The sequence below is a fragment of the Winogradskyella sp. A2 genome, from assembly GCF_046762865.1.
Taxonomy (GTDB): Bacteria; Bacteroidota; Bacteroidia; order Flavobacteriales; family Flavobacteriaceae; genus Winogradskyella.
In genome coordinates this window covers 197,122-218,388 of record NZ_JBKQXM010000003.1, presented here as the reverse complement: position 1 = coordinate 218,388, position 21,267 = coordinate 197,122, and the positions used below count along the sequence as shown (strand labels likewise).

20 protein-coding genes are annotated in these 21,267 nt (G+C 32.6%); 8 read left to right on the top strand and 12 right to left on the bottom strand.

From position 1 onward, the window contains the following. Positions 1-1,869: an endonuclease gene (locus tag ACFWV9_RS06970; RefSeq protein WP_411894525.1), complete on the bottom strand. Its 1,869-nt coding sequence runs from the start codon at positions 1,867-1,869 to the stop codon at positions 1-3. A gap of 12 nt (positions 1,870-1,881) precedes the next feature. Further along, on the bottom strand, positions 1,882-3,108 hold the full coding sequence (locus ACFWV9_RS06965) for an RsmB/NOP family class I SAM-dependent RNA methyltransferase (protein ID WP_411894524.1): 1,227 nt from the start codon (positions 3,106-3,108) through the stop codon (positions 1,882-1,884). 100 nt (positions 3,109-3,208) lie between these two features. Between ACFWV9_RS06965 and ACFWV9_RS06960 the strand changes: the two genes are divergently transcribed. Beyond that, complete coding sequence (locus ACFWV9_RS06960) at positions 3,209-4,291, top strand: WD40/YVTN/BNR-like repeat-containing protein (RefSeq protein WP_411894523.1); 1,083 nt, start codon at positions 3,209-3,211, stop codon at positions 4,289-4,291. 30 nt (positions 4,292-4,321) lie between these two features. Here the strand turns inward: ACFWV9_RS06960 and ACFWV9_RS06955 are convergent, their stop codons facing one another. From ACFWV9_RS06955 to ACFWV9_RS06925, 7 genes are all read right to left on the bottom strand, one after another. After that, the gene (locus ACFWV9_RS06955) at positions 4,322-4,774 is read right to left on the bottom strand and encodes a sensor of ECF-type sigma factor (RefSeq protein ID WP_411894522.1); all 453 of its coding nucleotides are present in this window, start codon (positions 4,772-4,774) and stop codon (positions 4,322-4,324) included. A 14-nt stretch (positions 4,775-4,788) separates the two neighbouring features. Continuing rightward, positions 4,789-5,289 (bottom strand): hypothetical protein, encoded by a 501-nt coding sequence (locus ACFWV9_RS06950; protein WP_411894521.1) that lies wholly within the window; start codon positions 5,287-5,289, stop codon positions 4,789-4,791. Positions 5,290-5,321: 32 nt separating this feature from the next. Next, positions 5,322-5,864, bottom strand: coding sequence for an RNA polymerase sigma factor (locus ACFWV9_RS06945; protein ID WP_411894520.1), 543 nt, complete (start codon positions 5,862-5,864; stop codon positions 5,322-5,324). A gap of 293 nt (positions 5,865-6,157) precedes the next feature. Next, entirely contained in the window at positions 6,158-7,984 is a 1,827-nt protein-coding gene (locus ACFWV9_RS06940) for an ABC transporter ATP-binding protein (protein WP_411894519.1), read from the bottom strand. A 3-nt stretch (positions 7,985-7,987) separates the two neighbouring features. Further along, entirely contained in the window at positions 7,988-9,712 is a 1,725-nt protein-coding gene (locus ACFWV9_RS06935) for a phospho-sugar mutase (RefSeq protein ID WP_411894518.1), read from the bottom strand. Between the two features lie 65 nt (positions 9,713-9,777). After that, on the bottom strand, positions 9,778-10,731 hold the full coding sequence (locus ACFWV9_RS06930) for a glycosyltransferase family 2 protein (RefSeq protein WP_411894517.1): 954 nt from the start codon (positions 10,729-10,731) through the stop codon (positions 9,778-9,780). 53 nt (positions 10,732-10,784) lie between these two features. Next, positions 10,785-11,303 carry a DUF4199 domain-containing protein gene (locus ACFWV9_RS06925; RefSeq protein ID WP_411894516.1) on the bottom strand — a complete coding sequence of 173 codons (519 nt, stop codon included), beginning with the start codon at positions 11,301-11,303 and terminating at the stop codon, positions 10,785-10,787. A gap of 164 nt (positions 11,304-11,467) precedes the next feature. Here ACFWV9_RS06925 and ACFWV9_RS06920 point away from each other — a divergent pair, with 164 nt between their 5' ends. The 3 genes from ACFWV9_RS06920 to ACFWV9_RS06910 all read left to right on the top strand — a co-directional run bounded on the left by ACFWV9_RS06920 (position 11,468) and on the right by ACFWV9_RS06910 (position 13,909). Continuing rightward, complete coding sequence (locus tag ACFWV9_RS06920; protein ID WP_411894515.1) at positions 11,468-11,719, top strand: type B 50S ribosomal protein L31; 252 nt, start codon at positions 11,468-11,470, stop codon at positions 11,717-11,719. A gap of 104 nt (positions 11,720-11,823) precedes the next feature. Then, positions 11,824-12,999, top strand: a complete 1,176-nt coding sequence (locus ACFWV9_RS06915) for a GlmU family protein (RefSeq protein WP_411894514.1) — start codon at positions 11,824-11,826, stop codon at positions 12,997-12,999. A 4-nt stretch (positions 13,000-13,003) separates the two neighbouring features. After that, the gene (locus tag ACFWV9_RS06910; RefSeq protein ID WP_411894513.1) at positions 13,004-13,909 is read left to right on the top strand and encodes a TolB family protein; all 906 of its coding nucleotides are present in this window, start codon (positions 13,004-13,006) and stop codon (positions 13,907-13,909) included. On the opposite strand, the gene ACFWV9_RS06905 is transcribed toward ACFWV9_RS06910, so the two are convergent. Continuing rightward, a complete protein-coding gene (locus ACFWV9_RS06905; RefSeq protein ID WP_411894512.1) occupies positions 13,899-15,521 on the bottom strand; it encodes an ABC transporter substrate-binding protein in 1,623 nt (540 codons plus the stop codon). The genes ACFWV9_RS06910 and ACFWV9_RS06905 overlap by 11 nt on opposite strands. A 94-nt stretch (positions 15,522-15,615) precedes the next feature. Here ACFWV9_RS06905 and mtaB point away from each other — a divergent pair, with 94 nt between their 5' ends. Continuing rightward, positions 15,616-16,944 carry a tRNA (N(6)-L-threonylcarbamoyladenosine(37)-C(2))-methylthiotransferase MtaB gene (mtaB, locus tag ACFWV9_RS06900; RefSeq protein WP_411894511.1) on the top strand — a complete coding sequence of 443 codons (1,329 nt, stop codon included), beginning with the start codon at positions 15,616-15,618 and terminating at the stop codon, positions 16,942-16,944. 56 nt (positions 16,945-17,000) lie between these two features. Here mtaB and ACFWV9_RS06895 read toward each other — a convergent pair whose 3' ends face one another. Next, positions 17,001-17,297 carry an N-acetyltransferase gene (locus ACFWV9_RS06895; protein WP_411894510.1) on the bottom strand — a complete coding sequence of 99 codons (297 nt, stop codon included), beginning with the start codon at positions 17,295-17,297 and terminating at the stop codon, positions 17,001-17,003. A gap of 176 nt (positions 17,298-17,473) precedes the next feature. Between ACFWV9_RS06895 and ACFWV9_RS06890 the strand changes: the two genes are divergently transcribed. The 3 genes from ACFWV9_RS06890 to cls are packed head-to-tail and all read left to right on the top strand — an operon-like array spanning position 17,474 to position 20,573. Beyond that, the gene (locus ACFWV9_RS06890) at positions 17,474-18,136 is read left to right on the top strand and encodes an alpha/beta hydrolase (protein ID WP_411894509.1); all 663 of its coding nucleotides are present in this window, start codon (positions 17,474-17,476) and stop codon (positions 18,134-18,136) included. A 49-nt stretch (positions 18,137-18,185) separates the two neighbouring features. Next, positions 18,186-19,121: a lytic transglycosylase domain-containing protein gene (locus ACFWV9_RS06885; protein WP_411894508.1), complete on the top strand. Its 936-nt coding sequence runs from the start codon at positions 18,186-18,188 to the stop codon at positions 19,119-19,121. A gap of 3 nt (positions 19,122-19,124) precedes the next feature. Continuing rightward, positions 19,125-20,573, top strand: coding sequence for a cardiolipin synthase (cls, locus tag ACFWV9_RS06880; RefSeq protein WP_411894507.1), 1,449 nt, complete (start codon positions 19,125-19,127; stop codon positions 20,571-20,573). A 5-nt stretch (positions 20,574-20,578) separates the two neighbouring features. Here cls and ACFWV9_RS06875 read toward each other — a convergent pair whose 3' ends face one another. Beyond that, positions 20,579-21,157 (bottom strand): DUF2892 domain-containing protein, encoded by a 579-nt coding sequence (locus ACFWV9_RS06875; RefSeq protein WP_411894506.1) that lies wholly within the window; start codon positions 21,155-21,157, stop codon positions 20,579-20,581. Between the last annotated feature and the right edge of the window lie 110 nt (positions 21,158-21,267).

The following is a 21,267-nucleotide window of genomic DNA, read 5'->3' as shown; positions in this document are numbered from 1 at the left end:
TTATTTTTTTATTAAGCGTTTACTTATACTTGAGTTATCTTGTGTAAGTTTTAATATGTATATACCACTTTTAAGTTGTTGTAAATTCAACCTCTCTGAATTATAAATAACGGTACTAAATACTTGTTTACCAAGAATGTCGTAAATCTCAATTTTAGTAGCTTGGTTTGTTTCTAAACCAATATTTAAAACATTTTTTACGGGATTCGGAAAAATTCTGAAACTATTATTTGTAAATGTTTCAATACTTAATGTTTGCGTGTGACTTCCTAAATCATCAATATTATTTTCTGGATACATATCCCACTCACCTGCCAAATTAAATGCTGTTGTCGGACCAGCAACTGTTGGTTTTCTTCTGTAGGTAACATCTTCAAAATCATTACTACCACCAAAATTTCCAAAAATATCGATAAGCGTTCCGTTTTTGAACAAACCTACTGGGTCGTTTCCATTAAAAAGTACAGCATCAGCACTTGATGTTTGATCTGCAACTGCTAGGATTCCTGCAGAGGCATTACTTTTAGCCACAACAAATACATCTCCATCTGTTATTGTACCAGTTAATTGAAGTGCTGTTCCAAAAGCGCCACCGCTATTTACATCCCTAGCAATAGAATATGCACTTAGGTTTACAGATGTACCTGTGAAGTTCGCTATTTCTAGTGCTTTATTATTCCCACTTTCTGTGTACTCTGAGATAAATAATTCGTCTGGCGTTGCAGTACCTTCTTCCGTTGTCTCACAAGATATATTGCTTGAGGTTGAGGTATTTAAAGCGCCATCTCTAGCAAAAACATTAAAACAAAATTCAGTGTTTGCGGCTAATCCGGTTACTGTAAGACTTGTATTAGGGGTGCTCTCTATATAAGCAACACCTACATAGATATCATATTCTGTGACTCCAACATTATCTGTTGATGCAGTCCAAGTTAAGTCAATAGTACTTAAAGTTGGATTTGAAGCTATTAAATTTGTTGGTGCAGTTGGTGCTTCGGTATCTGCGGTCGGATTCCAAATTATTGAAGCATACTCTGGGTGATCGACAAACGGATTTGCATTGCCTTGAAAATTGTAAGCTTCATTATTTCTATCTATCTCGCGTTGATCTACAGGATCAATATTATTGTGCCAATCTAAAAGTATATCTATCGCCCAAGGAAAGAAAACTTCATCATTGGTACCATTAAACATATCAAAACTCGTATAGCCATCCACTGTGTCTTCGTATCGTACTGCAAAGTAGAGCAGTGCTCTAGCAATATCGCCTTTAAATTCGTCGATAGGCTCAAACATATCACCAGAATAACCAGTTATGTCGCTATCACCTCTTTTAGATCCATTTAAAGACACCCATAAATCAGGATCGCTATCATCCACGATTCCGAATGGTAAAGAACCTCTAAAGTTATTTACGCGACCATCTGTGGGTATGACATGGTGTATATCGGTTCGCATAGGTAGAGCCTCATTATATGATGATTGTGGTACAAGATGTTCTCTATTGTAACAATCGCCTTCAGCACTTTGATTTCCACATTGATTGTTGCCATGGGTGTAATTATATGGGTCTGTGCCACTAGGGTTTTCTGAGTAAAAATCTAAGATGGTACCATCATTTTCATAATTATTACCTGAAGAAACATTGATATCTGAATGCGTATCTACATAACCATTTGAACCTGTAATACCATTACCGTCATATAATTGGTTATAATCTCTTGTAATATGTCCGGCAGTAACAATATTTTTTAATTCAGATTTTAGGGTGTAACCAGTTAGTCCATTGGCACTGTCATAATAATTAGCTGGAATCTGTGCAAAGGAAATACTTGTAATTAAAAAGAAAAGAATGTAAAGGTGTTTCATAATCTATATAATCTATTTCTGATTTGGGTTGTTTTTCTCTAATAACGCCATATAAAAACCGTCAAAGCCAGATTTATAAGCTAATATTTTTTTATCCTTAACAAAAGTAAAATCTTTTCCCGCATCTGATGTTAAGAAATTATCAACTTGATTTTGATTTTCTGACGGCAACACAGAACACGTTGCATATACCATTTTACCACCAGGTTTCACAATTTTTGAATACTGCTGTAAAATTTCAGCCTGTGTATTCTTTATGTTTTCTACAAATTCTGGTTGTAATTTCCACTTAGCATCTGGATTACGTCTTAAAACCCCTAATCCAGAGCATGGTGCGTCAATTAATAAACGATCTGCTTTACCATGTAATTTTTTAATTGGTTTTGTAGAATCAATTACCTTCATCTCAATATTATGAACTCCATTTCTGCGTGCTCTAATTTTGAGTTTCTTTAATTTACTTTCGTAAATATCCATAGCAATTATCTGACCCTTGTTTTCCATAAGCGATGCTAAATGCAGGCTTTTACCGCCTGCACCTGCACATACATCTACAACTTTCATGCCTGGTTTAACATCTAAGAAATCTGCAACTAGTTGAGATGAAGCATCTTGTACTTCAAACCAGCCGTCTTTAAAAGCTTGTGTCATAAATACATTTGCACGCTCTATTAACTTCAAAGCAGAGGGATGATTTGGAAGGAATTCAGTTTCAATATCTTCAGATTGCAACTTAAGTTGTAAATCTTTTTTGTTTGTTTTTAAGGTATTGACTCTAAGAATAACATCTGCCTGTTCATTTTGTTTGGCCATTTCTTTGGTCCACTCCGTTTCACCTAGTTCCTTTACACCTAATTCATCAATCCAATCTGGTATAGATTCCTTAAATTTTCTAATTTTTGAAAGTTCATCAAAGCGACCTTTTATTTTTCGAGTCGGAGTGTCCGTAAAATATTTCCAATCAGGTAATTTTAAACCTTTTAAAGTTGCCCATACAGCGAAGATTCTCCAGAGATTATCTCTGTCGTATGGTGTTTTTACATTGGCTATTTCTGCATAAAGCCTTTGATATCTTACTATTTCGTACACTGTCTCTGCAACAAAACCTCTATCTCTACTTCCCCAACGTTTATCCCACTTTAAAAGTTGTTGAATTACTTTATCTGCATATTCACCTTCATTAAAGATTTTATGTAAACCATCAATAACTGCAAAGCATAAGTTTCTGTGTAATCGCATTGTATTTAATTAAGCATGCAAAGGTACATAAATGTTTAATTGCTAAAAGGTTTATCAATTTAATCGTTAGACTTTTTTATTTTTAGAAAAAAAATAAACTATGAGATTAATAGCTTTATTATGCTTTATTATATTCTTTAATTCATGCAAAGAAGATCATGTAAGGCCATCAAATGTTTCCACAGTTATTATTGAGCCATTTATTACTGATTCTACATTAAGTATTAGAGCGATAGATTTTAATGATGAAAATATTTTTTATGGAAGTTCAGATCATATTGGCAAATATGCTTTAGATGCACAGTTCAAAATCAATTTAGATAACTATTCAACTAGCAATACTAAAGAGTACTTTAAAAATGTTATGACGTTTAATGATAAACCACACCATTTTAGGGCAATTGAGGAAGTAAATGGTGATTTTTTAGCATTATCCATTGAAAATCCAGCAAGACTTTACAAAATTTATAGAAAAGCTAAAGAACCAAAATTGGTTTATGAAGAGTTAAATGAAAAGGTTTTTTATGATTCAATGGCATTCTGGAATGATAAGGAAGGTATTGCTATTGGCGACCCAACTGATGATTGTATGAGTGTAATTATAACAAGAGATGGAGGTGAATCATGGGCAAAACGAAACTGTTCTGAATTGCCTAAAGCGAAGGAAGGTGAAGCTGCTTTTGCGGCAAGTGATACTAATATTGCTCTCGTTGGAGACCATACATGGATTGCAACTGGCGGAATTGCTAGTCGTGTACTATATTCTCCAGATAAAGGAAACACCTGGCAAGTACATGATACACCAATTATACAAGGTAAGGCAACAACTGGTATGTATTCTATAGATTTTTATGATAAAAATAATGGCTTTGCAATTGGTGGTGATTATACAAAACCTAATGACACCATAGCTAATAAAATAAGAACAACCGATGGTGGTAAGACATGGCAGCTAGTTGCCGATGGTAATGGGCCAGGATATAGGAGTTGTGTGCAATATATACCAAATAGAGGAGGAAAAGAGCTAGTGGCTGTTGGCTTTAAAGGAATTGATTACAGCAGAAATGCTGGAGAATCATGGTCGCATTTAAGTGATGAGGGCTTCTATACCATCCGATTTATAAATGATTCTGCTGCATACGCTGCAGGGAGAGGTAGAATCAGTAAACTCATATTTAGATAAAAAAAGGAAGCCGTTAAGCTTCCTTTTGTATTAATTTCTATTCCCGCGCTTTTGTCGCATTTCCTTTAAACGTTGCAGTAGTATTCGATTGAACTCGTCCTCAACACGTTTTAAGTGGATGATTTTCTTAGAAGGAATTACACCTTTAAGGTTATTTATCAAATCTAATTTAGCACGATACATTTTATCTTCAGCTGCAATTAAATCTTGTAATAGTTTATCAGCTTCTTTCTCTGATAAATCAGGATTTTGTCTGACTTTAGATTTAATAGCCCTCATTTCTTTGTTTCTAACAGATTCGATACGCTCTTCAGAGGCATTGTAAATTGGCCAAAACTTAGATGCTTCTTCTGGAGTTAGATTTAATTTATCTGTAATAAAAGCAACTTTTTGTGCCTTAATACGCTCGTTCATTTTACCATCGCGTTGTCCATAACAAGACATGCTGATTAGTAATACTAATATTGGGATTAATCGTTTCATATAATTGTAATGTTCTATTCTATAATTAATTCTATTTCTGAGTTTTCTAAAAGATAAGATTCTAAATTATCTTCCTCAAAACTTGTTTCTGTAATTATAAAATCATCTTCTAATAGATTAGAATCTGATAATAATTCTGCTAATTCATAACTACTTAAATCTCTGTCTTCTAAATATGTCTCTACCATTTCAATAGATATTTTATCCTCGAATGGTTTGTTTATAAAAATTGCAAGTATCAATATTATGGAAGCTGCAATACCAGCGATGTAATAAATTGGCTTCCTTGATAATAAACTAATAACAGGAGTTTCTTCCTTTTCTAGCTTACTAAAAATTTCTACATCTATAGATTTAAAATAACCCTCAGGCACTGTGAAACCTGGTTCCTCAACATCAGAAATTGACTCTGTTGCTTGTAACCTTTTCATTAAGTTCTCTTCAAAAGAATCAAAATAGTTGTTTGGTGTTTTAAATCCTGTTTTAGTGATGTTATTTAATTTATCTTTTTTCATCTATTGTTTTGACTTAAAAATCTTGAAATGGTTTAATCTGATGTTAAATAGGTTTCTATTTTCTTTACTGCAATATGATATGATGCTTTTAATGCACCTTCACTTGTTTCTAAAATATCTGCCATATCCTTATATTTTATCTCGTCAAAATATTTCATATTAAACACAATTTGTTGTTTTTCTGGAAGCGAAGCGATTGCTTTCTGTAATTTAATCTGAATCTCATCCCCTTCAAAATAAACATCTGCAGTCAAATTGTTAATTGCATTGGTTTTCTGTTCTTCATTGCTAATTTGTAATCGTTTTGCATTTTTATTAATATGCGTTATAGACTCATTAGTTGCAATACGGTATAACCAAGAGAACAATTTACTTTCGCCTTTAAACTTATCAATACTTCTATAAACCTTAATAAATGTATTTTGTAATACGTCATCTGCATCATCATGACTAATTACTATTTTTCTTATATGCCAATACAACCTTTCTTTATAAAGTTGCAATAACTCTCTAAAAGCGGCTTCTTTAGACTTGGGGTCTTTTAGACGCAATATGAAATCTGATTCGTCGGTCAATTAAATTGTTTTGCTTTTTTGACTCTGTAAATTACTAAAAGTTTAATTAGATATTATTTAATTTCATCACATTTTGAATATGCACTGAAAATCAACTAGTTACTAAATAATATATCGATTAAAAGCATAAAAACACGATAAAAAGCATTTTTTTCTTGGTTTGTATCTAATTTTGTTATATGTTTGACCCGCTTAACCTATTAACCGTTACCAGTGTCCCCAAATCTGGTAACAAACAGAAAAGGATGTACCGAGAGGCGCATCCTTTTTGATTTTATATATGTGAAAAAGACTTATTCGAAGCTTTGCATTTCTACTAGCTTTTTATAAACACCATCCTTATTAATTAATTCTTTGTGCGTGCCCTGCTCTGCAATTTCTCCTTTCTGCATAACAACAATTAGATCTGCATTTTGAATTGTAGACAATCTATGTGCAATAACTATAGATGTTCTGTTTCTCATCATGTTTTCTAGTGCTTCTTGAACTAAACGCTCACTTTCAGTGTCTAATGCAGAGGTTGCTTCATCTAATATCATTATTGGTGGATTCTTTAACACAGCTCTTGCAATACTAAGCCTTTGTTTCTGCCCACCAGAAAGTTTATTACCTGAATCTCCAATATTGGTTTCTATACCTTGAGACATATCTTTTATGAATTCCCAAGCATTGGCAATTTTTAGAGCATCGATTATTTCGGCATCACTAGCATCTTCTCTTCCTAATAGCACATTATTTTTAATACTGTCATTAAATAATATTGAGTCTTGCGTTACCAATCCCATTAAGTTTCTTAATGAATGTTTGGTTAATTCTTTTATGTTTTCACCATCTATTTTGATACTTCCCTCATTAACATCATAAAATCGGGTTACCAAATTGGCTATGGTACTTTTACCACTTCCTGATTGTCCCACCAATGCCACGCTTTTGCCCTTAGTTACTGTTAAATCGAAGTTTTTCAAAACAAGGTCATCTTCATATTTAAAAGAGACGTTATTAAGTTTAATCTCAGAGTCAAAACTTTCTTTTACTTTGGCATTTGGTCTATCTTCAAGTGGAGATTCTGTATTCAAAATTTCTAAAACACGATCAGCTGCAGCATTACCTGCCTTTACTTTGTAACTTGCTTTGCTTATAGCTTTTGCAGGTGTTAATATTTGATAGGCCAAAGCCATGTAACCAATGAATGCTCCACCAGAAAGCGTTTTTTCAACTAAAACCATACTACCTCCATACCAAAGTAATGCTGCAATGGTAACAATACCCAAAAATTCACTGGTAGGTGATGCTAAATTTTGACGATTTATCAGGGTATTTGAAAAGTTATAAAATCTATTTGTAGATTCTTTAAATCTATTATTAAATCTTTCCTCTGCATTAAAGCCTTTAATAACTTTTAATCCACCAAGTGTTTCTTCTAATGTAGATAGGAATACTCCTTGTTCTCGTTGTACACGGTCAGATTTTTTCTTTAAGCTTTTACCAATTCTAGATATAATAAAACCAGATATAGGTATAAAAAGAAACACAAATATTGTCAGTTTCACTGATATTGTGAACATTGCAACTATGGCAAATAGAATGGTTAACGGTTCTTTTACTATAAGTTCTAATATGGCGAGTAATGAATTTTTTACTTCATTAACATCGCCTGAAATTCTAGCAATAATATCTCCTTTTTTCTTCTCTGAATAATAGGAGATAGGTAGACTCGTAACCTTAGTGTAAATTTCATTTCTTAAATCTTTTAATACACCATTTCTTAAAAAGGTAATAAAATAAAGACCTAAATAGTTAAATAAGTTTTTAAGAAGGAAAAGGCTAATGATTAGTATAATCATATACAATAAAGACCGTTGTGGTCCAAATTGATCTGATGTTGAGGTTATGATATAATTGATAAAATTTTCAACATAATCTTTTAATGACCTGATGCCCGCGTAAATGGGTTTTTGCGTTACTTTTTTACCTTCACCAAATAGAACATTAATCATTGGCATTAAAGAAACCATAGCCAATGTACTAAATAGGGCGTAAAAAATATTGGAGATGATATTTAATATCCCATAGCGTTTGTAAGGAATAATAAATCTCGCAAGTTTTTTAATATAATCCATTAATTATAAATTCATATCCTTTAGGATAGCGTCAATTCTAGCATCCAATAACTGCTCCGTTTTCTGAAAATCGGACACATTGTCTAGTTTAGTATTAACGCTTATATAGAATTTAATCTTAGGTTCTGTACCACTTGGTCTCAATGCAATTTTACTTCCGTCTTCCATATAATAAATCAATACGTTAGATTTCGGAATGTCAATGGTTTCCTCGGTATTATTAACCATATCTTTCGCTATGGAAAGTTGATAATCCTCAACTCTTGTAACCTTTGAACCATTTACTTCTTTTAATGGATTCTCACGAGCATCTACCATCATTTGTTTTATCTCCTCTGCACCTTCAATACCCTTTTTGGTGAGCGATATTAAACGCTCTTTAAAAAACCCAAACTCACTATAAAGGTCAATTAGCTTTTTGTAAAACGAACTTCCATTAGACTTTGCTTCTGCCGCGATTTCACAGGCCAGTAAAGTTGATGTAACTGCATCTTTATCGCGTACAAAATCACCTACCATATAACCAAAGCTTTCTTCACCACCACCAATAAAATCAAGTTGTGGGAAATCTTTAATCATTTTGGCAATCCATTTAAAACCAGTTAAACCTATTTTAAGTTCTGTATTATAACCATCTGCTAAGGCTTGCATCATTGGAGTAGAAACTATAGTTGAGCCAATAAACTCTTTACCTTTTAATCGACTCTCTTTTTTCCAATTACTTAGTAAAAATTCAGTCATTACTACCATGGTTTGGTTACCATTAAGCAACTTCATATTACCTTCTAAATCCCTAATAGCAATACCAAGACGATCACTGTCAGGATCTGTTCCAATCACAATATCTGCGTTAGTTTTGTCAGCAAGTTCTAATGCCATTTTAAGGGCTTCTGGTTCTTCTGGGTTTGGAGATTTTACCGTAGGAAAGTCACCATTTGGTTCTGCCTGTTCTTTAACTACATAAACGTTATTATACCCAGCTTGTTCTAATGTGTCAGGTATTGTAGTAATTGATGTTCCATGAAGTGACGTAAAAACAACTTTTAGATTGTCTCTTGCATCCTGATTAGTGAAACTACCTTTTTCTACAGAAGCATTAATAAATACTTCATCGACATCTTTACCAATAAGTTGTATTAAACTTTCATTGGCATCAAATTTAATCTGTGAGTAGTTTAAATTATTAATTTCATCAATGATTTCAGAATCTTGAGGAGGTACTAATTGTCCTCCATCTTGCCAATATACTTTATAGCCATTATATTCTGGTGGGTTGTGAGATGCCGTGAGTACAATACCGCAATGGCAATCTAAGTGCTTGAGGGCAAAAGACAGTTCTGGTGTTGGTCTTAAATCTTCAAATAAATAAACTTTAATACCATTCGCTGAGAACACGTCTGCAACTACCTTACCAAAGGTTTTACTGTTATGCCTGCAATCGTACGCAATTGCAACTTTTATAGATTCACTTGGAAATTCTTTTTTTAAGTAATTACTAAGTCCTTGTGTGTTTTTACCTAAAGTGTACTTATTAATTCGGTTGGTTCCTAGACCCATTATGCCTCGCATTCCACCTGTACCAAATTCTAAATCCTTGTAAAAGCTTTCTTCTAGTTCCTTTGGATTGGACGCAATAAGGTGTTTTATTTGCGACTGTGTATCTTCATCAAAACTAGGTGTAAGCCATGTGTTTACACGTTCTAATATCTCTGGTTTAATGTAAATCATGTGATAAAATTTTTATTATATAAAGGTAGCAATTAAGGATTTTACTTAGATTATTTATTGGTTAATTATTTAGATAAATTTAGTTCTTCATCAATATAATAGCGTTGTTGTTGGCGTTTTGTTCTAAGTATTAGTTCTCCTAAGAATCCGGCAATAAAAAACTGAACACCTATAATCATTGTGGCCAGAGCAATAAAGAATTGTGGTCTGTCTGTAATTAAACGACCTGTTGGATTGAGAAAAAGTTTGTCAATACCCAAATAGAAGGCAAAACCAAATCCAATAATAAACATTATAACACCAAGTGCTCCAAAGAGGTGCATTGGTCGTTTTCCAAATTTAGATATAAACCATACGGTTAAGAGATCTAAAAAACCATTAATAAATCTATTCATGCCAAATTTTGTATGTCCATATTTACGTGCTTGATGTTGTACTACCTTTTCACCAATTTTAGTGAAACCAGCATTTTTTGCCAATACAGGTATGTAACGATGCATCTCGCCGTAAACATCTATATTTTTAACAACTGTTTTAGTGTAAGCTTTTAAACCACAATTAAAATCATTGAGTTTTACGCCTGAGGTCTTTCTAGCAGCCCAATTAAATAATTTGGAAGGTATATTTTTTGCTATAACTGAATCATAGCGTTTTTTCTTCCAACCAGAAACCAGGTCATAACCGTCATTAACAACTAAATTGTAAAGCTCTGGGATTTCTTCTGGATTATCCTGAAGATCAGCATCCATAGTAATTACAACATCACCATCTGCTTTGGTAAAACCTGCGTGCAATGCTTGAGATTTCCCAAAGTTTTTAAGAAAACGGATACCCTTTACATTAAAATTTGATTTAGAAAGTTCTTCAATGACCTCCCAAGATTTATCAGTACTGCCATCATCAATAAATAGAATTTCATAAGAAAACGAATTGGATTGCATCACTGATACAATCCAATCGTGTAATTCTTTTAAAGAATCTTCTTCATTAAGTAGTGGTATTACTACTGATATGTTCATATTTTTTTGTTCGTCTTAAGTAGACGTCAAAAATAAAGAAATTATTTAAGGCATTAATTAGATTTAGTTTTCATTACTAAACCTCCAATAAGTGAATAAATTAATCCAAAGAAGGCACTCATGGCAATCCAAAATGCAGATCCAATCAACGGGTTAGTAAACATTTCAACCATTTTCATACTTTGCTCAACCGCTTCAGGTGTCATATTTGGATTTTCTAACATTTTATCGCGTTGCATATCCATCATTTGTCCCATAAATTCTGGATCTATAACGTAATTAAATAATAGTCCATAAAGTAAATAAACGATTGCACTAACAACTGCAATTGAAAGGCCAACCTTAAGGGCTTCGCCGAGGCTAAGCGTATTTGCATTAGCTTTCTTATATTGGCTAATGGCATACATAATTACAATTGGGAAGGCTATATAGTAGATTATATTAGGCCATTGTACACCTTCTAAGGCCATACCTGTAACATAAGTAACTACACCTATCGCAATCATTAATAGGCCTAACATTAGACCATAATTAAGAGCAAATTTACCAGCTGTTGGTTTCTGATTTTCCATAATTAAAAATTGATTTTTTAGTTAATTGACTAGTTAGTATATAAATATAGGGAATTGTTACATCATAATTAACAAATAAAAAAGAATAAAAAGATTGTAGATTTCTAAAAAATACTTAAATTTGCACCTCGAAAAAATCGAAAATAAGATTAAACAATTTAGTGATGAAAACAGGAATACATCCAGAAAATTATAGAGTAGTAGCGTTTAAGGATATGTCTAATGATGATGTGTTTTTAACTAAGTCTACGGCTGATACTAGTGAAACTATTGAAGTAGATGGTGTTGAATATCCTTTAGTTAAGTTGGAGATTTCTAGAACATCTCATCCATACTATACTGGTAAATCTAAATTAGTAGATACAGCTGGTCGTATTGATAAATTCAAAAACAAATACGCTAAGTTTAAAAAATAACTTTTGCAACAGCATATTAAAAAGGCCTTTCTTACAACAGAAAGGCTTTTTTGTTTTATACAATTACGCTACATTTGATAAGTAACTAAAGTAACATCCTTATTATGAATTACATATTATTTGATGGCCCATATCGCAACAATCTTCTGCCTTTTACATACACAAGACCAGTTGCAGATATTAGAATTGGTATACTTACCATCCGTCAGAAATGGGAATCTTTTTTAGAGTACACAACTACCACGGTTACTGAAGATTATCTTGCAGATAAATACCCAATGGTTGAAATGGATGAAAATATAATGATTAATGCTTCATTTCTTCCAAATATGGAAGTTTCCACCAGAGTAAAGGAACTTAAATACAATCAGGCATTATTTAAAGGAGAAGATGTCATCGCTTTTTATGCGAAGGAAGGAGAGGAGGTTAATGATTTTTCAAAATTTGAGGCTATTGATTTTAACGGTGAAATTATTAAAATTGAACATACTTGGGATATTTTTTCAAAAAATGGAGATGCTATTGCTGAAGATTTTAATCTGATAACAAAAGGACGTCAATCACAACCTATATCATCAACAGTAAATACAATTAATCCAGAAAACATCTTTATTGAAAAGGGAGCCAAGATGGAGTTTGTAACCTTAAATGCAAGTTCTGGTCCAATTTATATAGGCAAGGATGCAGAAGTAATGGAAGCATCGGTAATAAGAGGACCCTTTGCGCTTTGTGATCATGCAACCGTTAAATTAGCATCTAAAATATATGGACCAACTACGGTAGGACCATATAGCAAAGTAGGTGGTGAAGTGAATAATTCCGTTCTATTTGGCTATTCTAACAAAGGTCATGACGGATTCCTTGGAAATTCAGTACTTGGTGAATGGTGTAATTTGGGTGCAGACACCAACAATTCTAACTTAAAGAATAATTATGCCGAAGTAAGACTTTGGGACTATAAAACAGAAGGATTTGCAAAGACAGGTCTTCAGTTTTGTGGTCTTATGATGGGAGACCATAGTAAATGTGGTATCAATACCATGTTTAATACTGGTACGGTTGTTGGTGTTAGTTCTAATATCTTTGGAAGTGGCTTTCCTCGCAATTTTGTTCCAAGTTTTTCTTGGGGAGGAAGTAAAGGTTTTGTAACCTATAAAACAAACAAGGCCTTCGAAGTAGCTGAAGTTGTTATGATGAGACGCAACGAGAAATTCACAAAAAAGGATAAAGCAATATTAGAACATGTTTTTGAAGAAACTAAACAATACCGAAGAGAATAAAATCATGTTTAAAATTAAAACTACTTTTCTGTTAATGTTTATGCTTACTTATAGTTTTTCTCAAAGTAAGGATGTGGAAGTATTACAACTAAAAATTAATTCTAAACTAGATCATTTTGCCGCTAGAATTGTTGGAGATAAAGTGTTTTTTAGTCATAATCTCACAACAAAAAGAGGTAGAGCAATAAAGGATAAATATTCTGGATTCATTTATGGTATATACGAAGGTGAAATGTCAAAAGATGGAGAAATTATTAATCCAAAACCTATAGTAAAAACTGAACTTGGTCAATTTAATATGTCTGCAGCAACCTATTCTAAAGATGGTAGGTTTATGTATTTTACCTCAAATCATTCTGGTAAAGGAGCTAACAAATTAAAAGGTATTCAGACATATAATCTTCTTATCCAAAGAGCCGAATATGTTGATGGTAAAGGTTGGACAAATTTTGAAACCTTACCATTCTGTAAACCAAATAATAATTTTGCTCACCCAGCACTAAGTCCTGATGGTAATACGCTTTATTTCATTGCAGATGTAAGAGGAACTAAAGGCAAGTCAGATTTGTATAAGGTGTCAGTAACTAATCATCAGAGCTACGGTGAAATCACTAAATTAAGTGAAACTATAAATTCTTCAAGAACGGAGATTTTTCCATTCGTTAGTGTGGATAATATATTGTATTTCACATCAAATCGTCGCTATGGAAAGGGTGGTTTAGATATCTATAGTTATGACTTAAATTCTAGTGACCCTTCACAAGAACCAATATCTTTGAATGAACCAATTAATAGTCCAGGTGATGATTTTTCATTTTTCTTAAATGATGATTTAACTACCGGTTATTTATCATCGAGACGTCTTAAAGGCGCTGGAGGAGATGATTTATATTATTTCTCTAAATTTTAGTTTTATTAACTGTTTTTAATTCCAATAAATTAGTGGCATTTATGCCAAGTCCATTCACCGTTTTTCTGGTAAATCTAACAACTTCATCATAAAACATGGGAACAATTGGTGCTGAAGCCATAATTAAGGAATCCATTTTGGTGTATAGTTCAGAACGTTTATCTGGACTTGTTTCTAAATAGGATGCTTCATAAAGTTGGTCAAACACATCAGATTTATAATGCGTGTAATTTGGACCATTAGGCGCAAAATTTTTACTGTAGTATAGTGATAAATAGTTCTCCGCATCAGGATAATCTGCAACCCAACTTGCTCTAAAAAATTCTAGTTGACCATTGGCTTTAGCGTCTTTAAGACTTGAAGCGGGTATAACATCGACATTTAGTGACAATCCGATTTTCTGAATTTCTCTCTGTATAAATTCACAAAAGCTTAAATAATTGCTCGTGGTCGTAAGAGTAATTTCAGGATTTAATATTCCTTTCTCATTTTTGAAATCTTCAATAAGTTGGCTTGCCAATTCAGGGTTATAAGTGAATCCAATTTTGGCATTGAAACCAGGAAGCCCTTTAGGTATAAATCCACCAGTAGCAGGTGTGCCTATTCCGTTACGTAAATATGTAATCATTTTTTTACGATCAAATCCTAAATTGATGGCTTTCCTTAGTTTAAGACTCTGTATAGGCGCAACTGTCGTTTCCATGTAAAAGGCAAGATACTCTGTATTAAGATATGGGCCTCTTATCATGTTTACATCACTCTCGTAAGTGGTCTTTAGTTTTCCATCTGAAGTTAAGACATCATCCTTATAAGAAGCATCTAAACCGGATACAAAATCAATATTGTCTTGCGCAAATTGCAGGAATTCACTTTGTTTATCAGGCAAAAATGTGATAGATACAGCTTCGAGATAAGGAAGTTGCTCTCCACTACTATTTTTTTCAAAATAATTGTTGTTTCTCCTAAAAACCAACTTTATGTTTTCTTCCCAACGTTTAAATTTAAAGGGTCCTGTGCCAACAGGATTAGATCTAAATTCACTACCAAAGTGTTCAACTATTTCTTTAGGTACAACCGAACAATATTTCATAGTTAAGAGCCCTAAAAAAGCTGGAAAGGGTTGATTAAGTCTAATTTGAAAGGTTGAATCATTTATTGCTCTAAAATCCTTCACTTTATTTAACACCCAACTACCTGGAGATGCCAATGATTTATCTTTGAGTCTTCCTAAACTATATTCAAAATCAGATGCTTTGACTCTTCTTGTAGAATCCTTTCCAAAAAGTTTATGCTTATGAAAATACACATCATTTCTTAAATTAAATGTATAAACCCTAGCGCTATCGGTAATCTCCCAATCTTTTGCAATGCATGGCTTTACATTTAATAAGTCATCCATCTGTACTAATCCATTAAATAGTTGGTGAGTTGCCCAAATATCAGCTAAGTCCTTGGAAAATGCAGGATCTAACGAACTTATATTTTTATGTTCGTTATATCTAAAAACCAAATGATCTTTTTTTGATTTATCATTTGAAAGACAAGAAACCAATACGAAGCTTCCGATTGCAGCCATTACGTATTTGAATAAGAATCTCCTGTGTTTTAGCATATAACTTATATATTGTAAATTTGCAGACTCTAATTTTAGAGACAAGTAAATATATACGATTAATGATCTTGAAACAAATTCAAGAGACCAAAACATGGAAACAAAAAAGGTAGCTTTTTATACTTTAGGTTGTAAATTAAATTTTTCTGAAACATCAACTATTGCTAGAAGTTTCAAAGAGGAAGGTTTTCAGCGTGTTGACTTTAAGGAAAAGGCAGATATCTATGTTATAAATACATGTTCAGTAACTGAAAATGCAGATAAGCGATTTAAATCTGTCGTTAAACAAGCTCAGAAAATAAATCCAAATGCTTTTGTTGCCGCGATTGGTTGCTACGCTCAACTTAAACCAGAAGAGTTAGCAGATGTAAATGGTGTGGATTTAGTTTTAGGAGCAACTGAAAAATTTAAAATTACAGATTATCTTAATGACCTTACTAAAAACGATTTTGGTGAGGTACATTCATGTGAAATTGAAGAGGCGGATTTCTATGTTGGTAGTTATTCTATTGGAGACAGAACAAGAGCATTCTTAAAAGTACAAGATGGCTGTGATTATAAGTGTACCTATTGTACAATTCCATTGGCTCGAGGTATTTCGCGTAGTGATACCATGAAAAATGTATTGAAAAATGCAAAAGAAATTTCTGAACAAGGCATTAAAGAAATTGTTTTGACAGGTGTGAATATTGGTGATTATGGTAAGGGTGAATTTGGTAATAAGACACACGAGCATACCTTTTTAGACTTGGTTACAAAACTTGATAAAGTTGAGGGAATTGAACGTTTAAGAATCTCTTCTATCGAACCTAATTTATTAAAGAATGAAACTATAGAGCTTGTTTCAGAGTCTAGAGCATTTGTACCACATTTTCATATACCATTGCAAAGTGGAAGTAATGAATTACTTAAGAAAATGAAACGTCGGTATATGCGTGAGCTATATGTAGATAGAGTTTATAAAATAAAAGAGGTTATGCCACATGCCTGCATTGGTGTTGATGTAATAGTAGGCTTTCCAGGAGAAACAGACGAGTTATTTTTAGAGACCTACAATTTTCTTAATGAGCTCGAGATATCTTATTTGCATGTGTTTACATATTCTGAAAGAGATAATACCGAAGCAGCAGAAATGAATGGTGTAGTACCAAAAAATATTAGAGCCAAGCGCAGTAAAATGTTAAGAGGTCTGTCCGTTAAGAAACGTAGGGCTTTTTATGAGAACCAGCTAAATACAGAACGTGTTGTTTTATTTGAGGGTGAAAATAAAGAAGGTTATATACTTGGGTTTACTGAAAATTATGTCAAAGTAAAGGCACCATGGAATCCAGAATTGGTCAATACACTTCGCAAAGTTAAATTGTCAGAAATTGACGAAGATGGTTTGGTTAGATTTACTTTTAAAGAATTGCTTGTTAACTAATAAAAAAACCCACAACTAAGATAGTCATGGGTTTTAAAATGTATTTCTTTTTCAAATTATATTCGAATACCAACTGGTAACATTCGTTTATATTTTCTATTACTTCTTACAAATTTTGCAATTTCAGGGCTTGTTGGGACCACACTAATGTTTCTTTCTTTAATATTATCAAATACCATGGCTAAAAACTCTTTTTCAAAAGTATCTGACTTCATTGGATCTGGAATCACCATTTTAGTTAGAAATATTTTGCGCTCTTGAAGGGAATATTCAATAACAGCCATGTCGTTTTCAACCTTTAATTCAAATTGACGTAGAAAATCATTGTCAATCAATTCAGCAGTTTCAGTCATATTTTCATTATTTAAGATTAGCGGTTGGCGTGTAGATTCTATATTTTATATAGATTTGCAGTGCAAAGGTACAAATAATTAGGGAATTCTCTAGATTGCAACTGTTAAATGCTTGTGAGATGGGCATTTATAAAGGGTTTATTCTATTTTTTTTGAGCTCTAAATTTAAAACGAAAATGGCTTCTAAACTTACACATGTCTATTTAATGCCTGGTATGGCTGCGAGCCCAACTATTTTTGAGTATATAAAACTACCAGAAGACAAATACAAAATTCATTGGTTGGAGTGGCAAATTCCTGGAAGTGATGAAACTTTAGAGGAATACGCTAAACGAATGTGCAATTTTATTACAGAAGACAATATTGTGCTTTTAGGCGTCTCATTTGGAGGTATATTGGTGCAAGAGATGAGTAAGTTTTTAAATATTAAGAAATTATTTGTGGTTTCAAGTATTAAATCTCGTCATGAATTGCCAAAAAGGTTTAAACTTTTAAAAATTACAAAAGCCTATAAAATATTGCCAACCCAATTGGTTGGTAATGTTGATTTTTTAGCAAAATATGCTTTTGGAGAAACCATCAAAAAACGTGTTGACCTTTATAAAAAATATTTGTCCGTTAATGACAAAGTTTACCTAGACTGGTCAATAAAACAAGTATTATGTTGGTCACAAGATGAACCAAACCCCAATGCCATCTATATTAATGGTGATAATGATTCAGTGTTTCCACATTCTTGTGTTGGAGAATGTATTGTTATTAAAGGTGGTACACATATTATGATTATTAATAAATATAAATGGTTTAATGAAAATTTACCAAAACTTATAGAGTCTTGAATTTGAAAGAGTTAAATAGATTTTTTACATTTAGACAAAATTGAAAGCCATGCAAATCTTAAAAAACATTCTAGCCGGTATTGGATTAATCTGTATTTCAGGTTTATTCATCTTTGCAATGCAGAAGGCACCTTCTGATGAAACATTAGGCAAAGAACAACCTATTTTGAACGATTATAATGTCTACGCGCTTGAAATGCCAGAGGACTTAAATTTTGCTGGAGAGGCCGTACCAGTAGAAGATCCTGATATTTATGAGAGAATGGACAGAGAACTTTTAGTCAATACTTATTGGCAATCAAATGGATTGTTGATGTTCAAAAGAGCTCAGAAGTACTTTCCTATAATTGAACCTATATTAGAAAAGAATGGTGTTCCTAATGATTTTAAATATTTGGCCGTAATAGAAAGTGGTTTAACTAATGCTGTGTCACCAGCAGGTGCAAGGGGTTTTTGGCAAATAATGAAAACCACAGGACGTGAAAATGGTTTGGAAGTGAATTCTAATGTAGATGAAAGGTATAATTTGGAATTGGCAACTGAAGTGGCTTGTAAATACCTAAAAGATGCCAAAGAAAAACTGGGTTCTTGGACTTTAGCCGCTGCCGCATATAATGCAGGTAATGCTGGAATTTCTAGACGATTGAAAGAACAAGATGTTAATAGTTATTATGACTTACTACTTGGTGAAGAAACTGGGCGCTATATGTTTAGAATTGTAGCATTAAAGGAAATTTTAAGGAATCCTTCTGTATATGGATTCAATTTTAACCAAGATCAATTGTACAAACCCATACCAACGTATAAAGTAGAAGTAGATACTGCTGTAACTGATTTCACCCAGTTCGCTGAACGTTTTGGTATTAATTATAAAATATTAAAACTTCATAACCCTTGGTTAAGAGAAAAGAACCTTAATAACAAATCTAGGAAATTATATAATATAGAGATTCCTAAAGAGGGCTACTATAGATCCGCACCATAGTAATTGGATTTTATACAAAACAATCTTTTCGTTATACTTATTGCGTTTAATTATTTATTAGCGCTAACTGCGGTTGTTACCGTTATTCTCAAAAAAATAAATCCAACAAAAACTTTAAGTTACATTATCGTTTTGTTGGTTTTTCCTTTTATAGGGTTATTGGTTTATTATTTATTTGGACAAGAATATAGGAAAACCAAAATTTTTAATCGCAAGCATGTTCTCAATCAATCAGTAATAACAAAGATTCAGAATACAATTAATATAGACCACCAATCCAAACAAGAAATTGAAGAATTACTTGAAGAAAAGTCAAAACTCATTCCGCTTTTAAATCAAAATGACCAATCCAAACTTACGCTAAACAACGATATAGAGATAATTGAAAATGGTGATAAAAAAATAAATTTATTACTAAAGGACATAAAAAATGCTAAGCACCACATTCATTTAGAATATTTCATTATAAAGGATGATGTTACTGGGACCGAAGTATTAAATGAGTTAATAGAAAAGTCTAATGAAGGTATTGATATTAAAATAATTGTAGATGATGTAGGGAGTTCTATTTCCTCTAAAATGAAAAAGAGAATAAAGCATAGTGGTATAACAATGTACCGTTTTATGCCTGTGTTATTTTCAAGATTTACAGGAAAAATGAATTACCGTGATCACAGAAAAATTATTGTTATCGATGGTAAAATAGGATATGTTGGTGGTATAAATATTTCTGATAATTACGTTAATTCAAGAAATCAGCGATTTTGGAGAGATACACACATCAGAGTAGAAGGAGAAGCAGTTTTGCAATTACAAATACTCTTTTTTACTACTTGGGATTTTGTAAGTGAAGGTGATTTAAAAATCGATGATACTTTCTTTCCTGAGCATCAAATTAAAAATAAATTATCAATGCAATTTGCGGCAAGTGGTCCAGATACGGATTGGGCTAATATAATGGAGTCTATTTTTGTAGCTATCACAAATGCCGAAGATTATATTTATTTAACAACACCCTATTTTATACCCAATGACGAAATTGTCACGGCTTTGCAGGTGGCATCGCGCAGTAATATTGAAGTAAAGTTAATTATTCCCAAAAACTCTGATTCATGGATTGCAGAACATGCAACCAATTCCTATGTCGAACAATTATTGAAAGCAGGTATTGAGGTTTATCAATACGAGAAAGGATTTATTCATTCAAAAACTATGATAGTTGATAGTGTGTTTTGCTCTGTAGGTACTGCAAATATGGATTATAGAAGTTTCAACATCAATTTTGAAGTTAATGCCCTTATTTATGATAAGGAGACAAGCGGTACACTTCTATCACTTTTTAATAAGGATTTAGAAGGATCACATAAAATTGAAATTGCACAATGGTCTAAGCGTAGCATATATGCAAAACTACTAGAGGCACTAGCACGGTTAATGGCACCTTTATTATAACTTACTTATCTTCTACTTCTTCTGTTTTGTCTTGATGATGTAGGTTGTCCGTATTGCTGCTTTGGAATAGAAGCTTTTTTCATTTGCTGTTTCATCATCTTAATCTGATCAGCCAGCATATCTCTTTTATCAAGTTTTTGAGCTTCAGCCAATAACTTTTGTGCTTCTTGTTTCCGTCTCTTTGAGAAGGCGATGCCAGCTAAATTTAATTTTGCCATAGCCAAATCATGGTCCATTGACAAACCTAAATTGATTGCGTTTTTAAAGTACTTTTCTGCCTCATTCATATTGGTTTGTGACACCATTATACCATTTAGGTAGTTTAAGTACCCTTGTTGTTTCCTAACCAAGGCTGCTTTTGGGTTTTTTATTTTATCTAACCATTTTTTAGCACCTGGGAAGTCTTGTTTACGCAATCTTAAAAATGCAAGAAGTATAATTTCATTTTTAAAATAAAGAAAAATAAATATTGTCGATAATAGTATGTACATAATACCATTACCAATGTAGCCATCCGTGAATTGATAAATGGCGTAAGCAACTATGAGAGCGACAATGACTAATTTTATATTTTTATTAAACATGTAGTTTTATATTATTTGCAGTGGGCAAAGTTAATAAAAACTAATAGAAATATTTTTATTTAGGTACTTGTTAAAGTAAAAACTTGTTGTATATTTGCACGCAGTTTTTG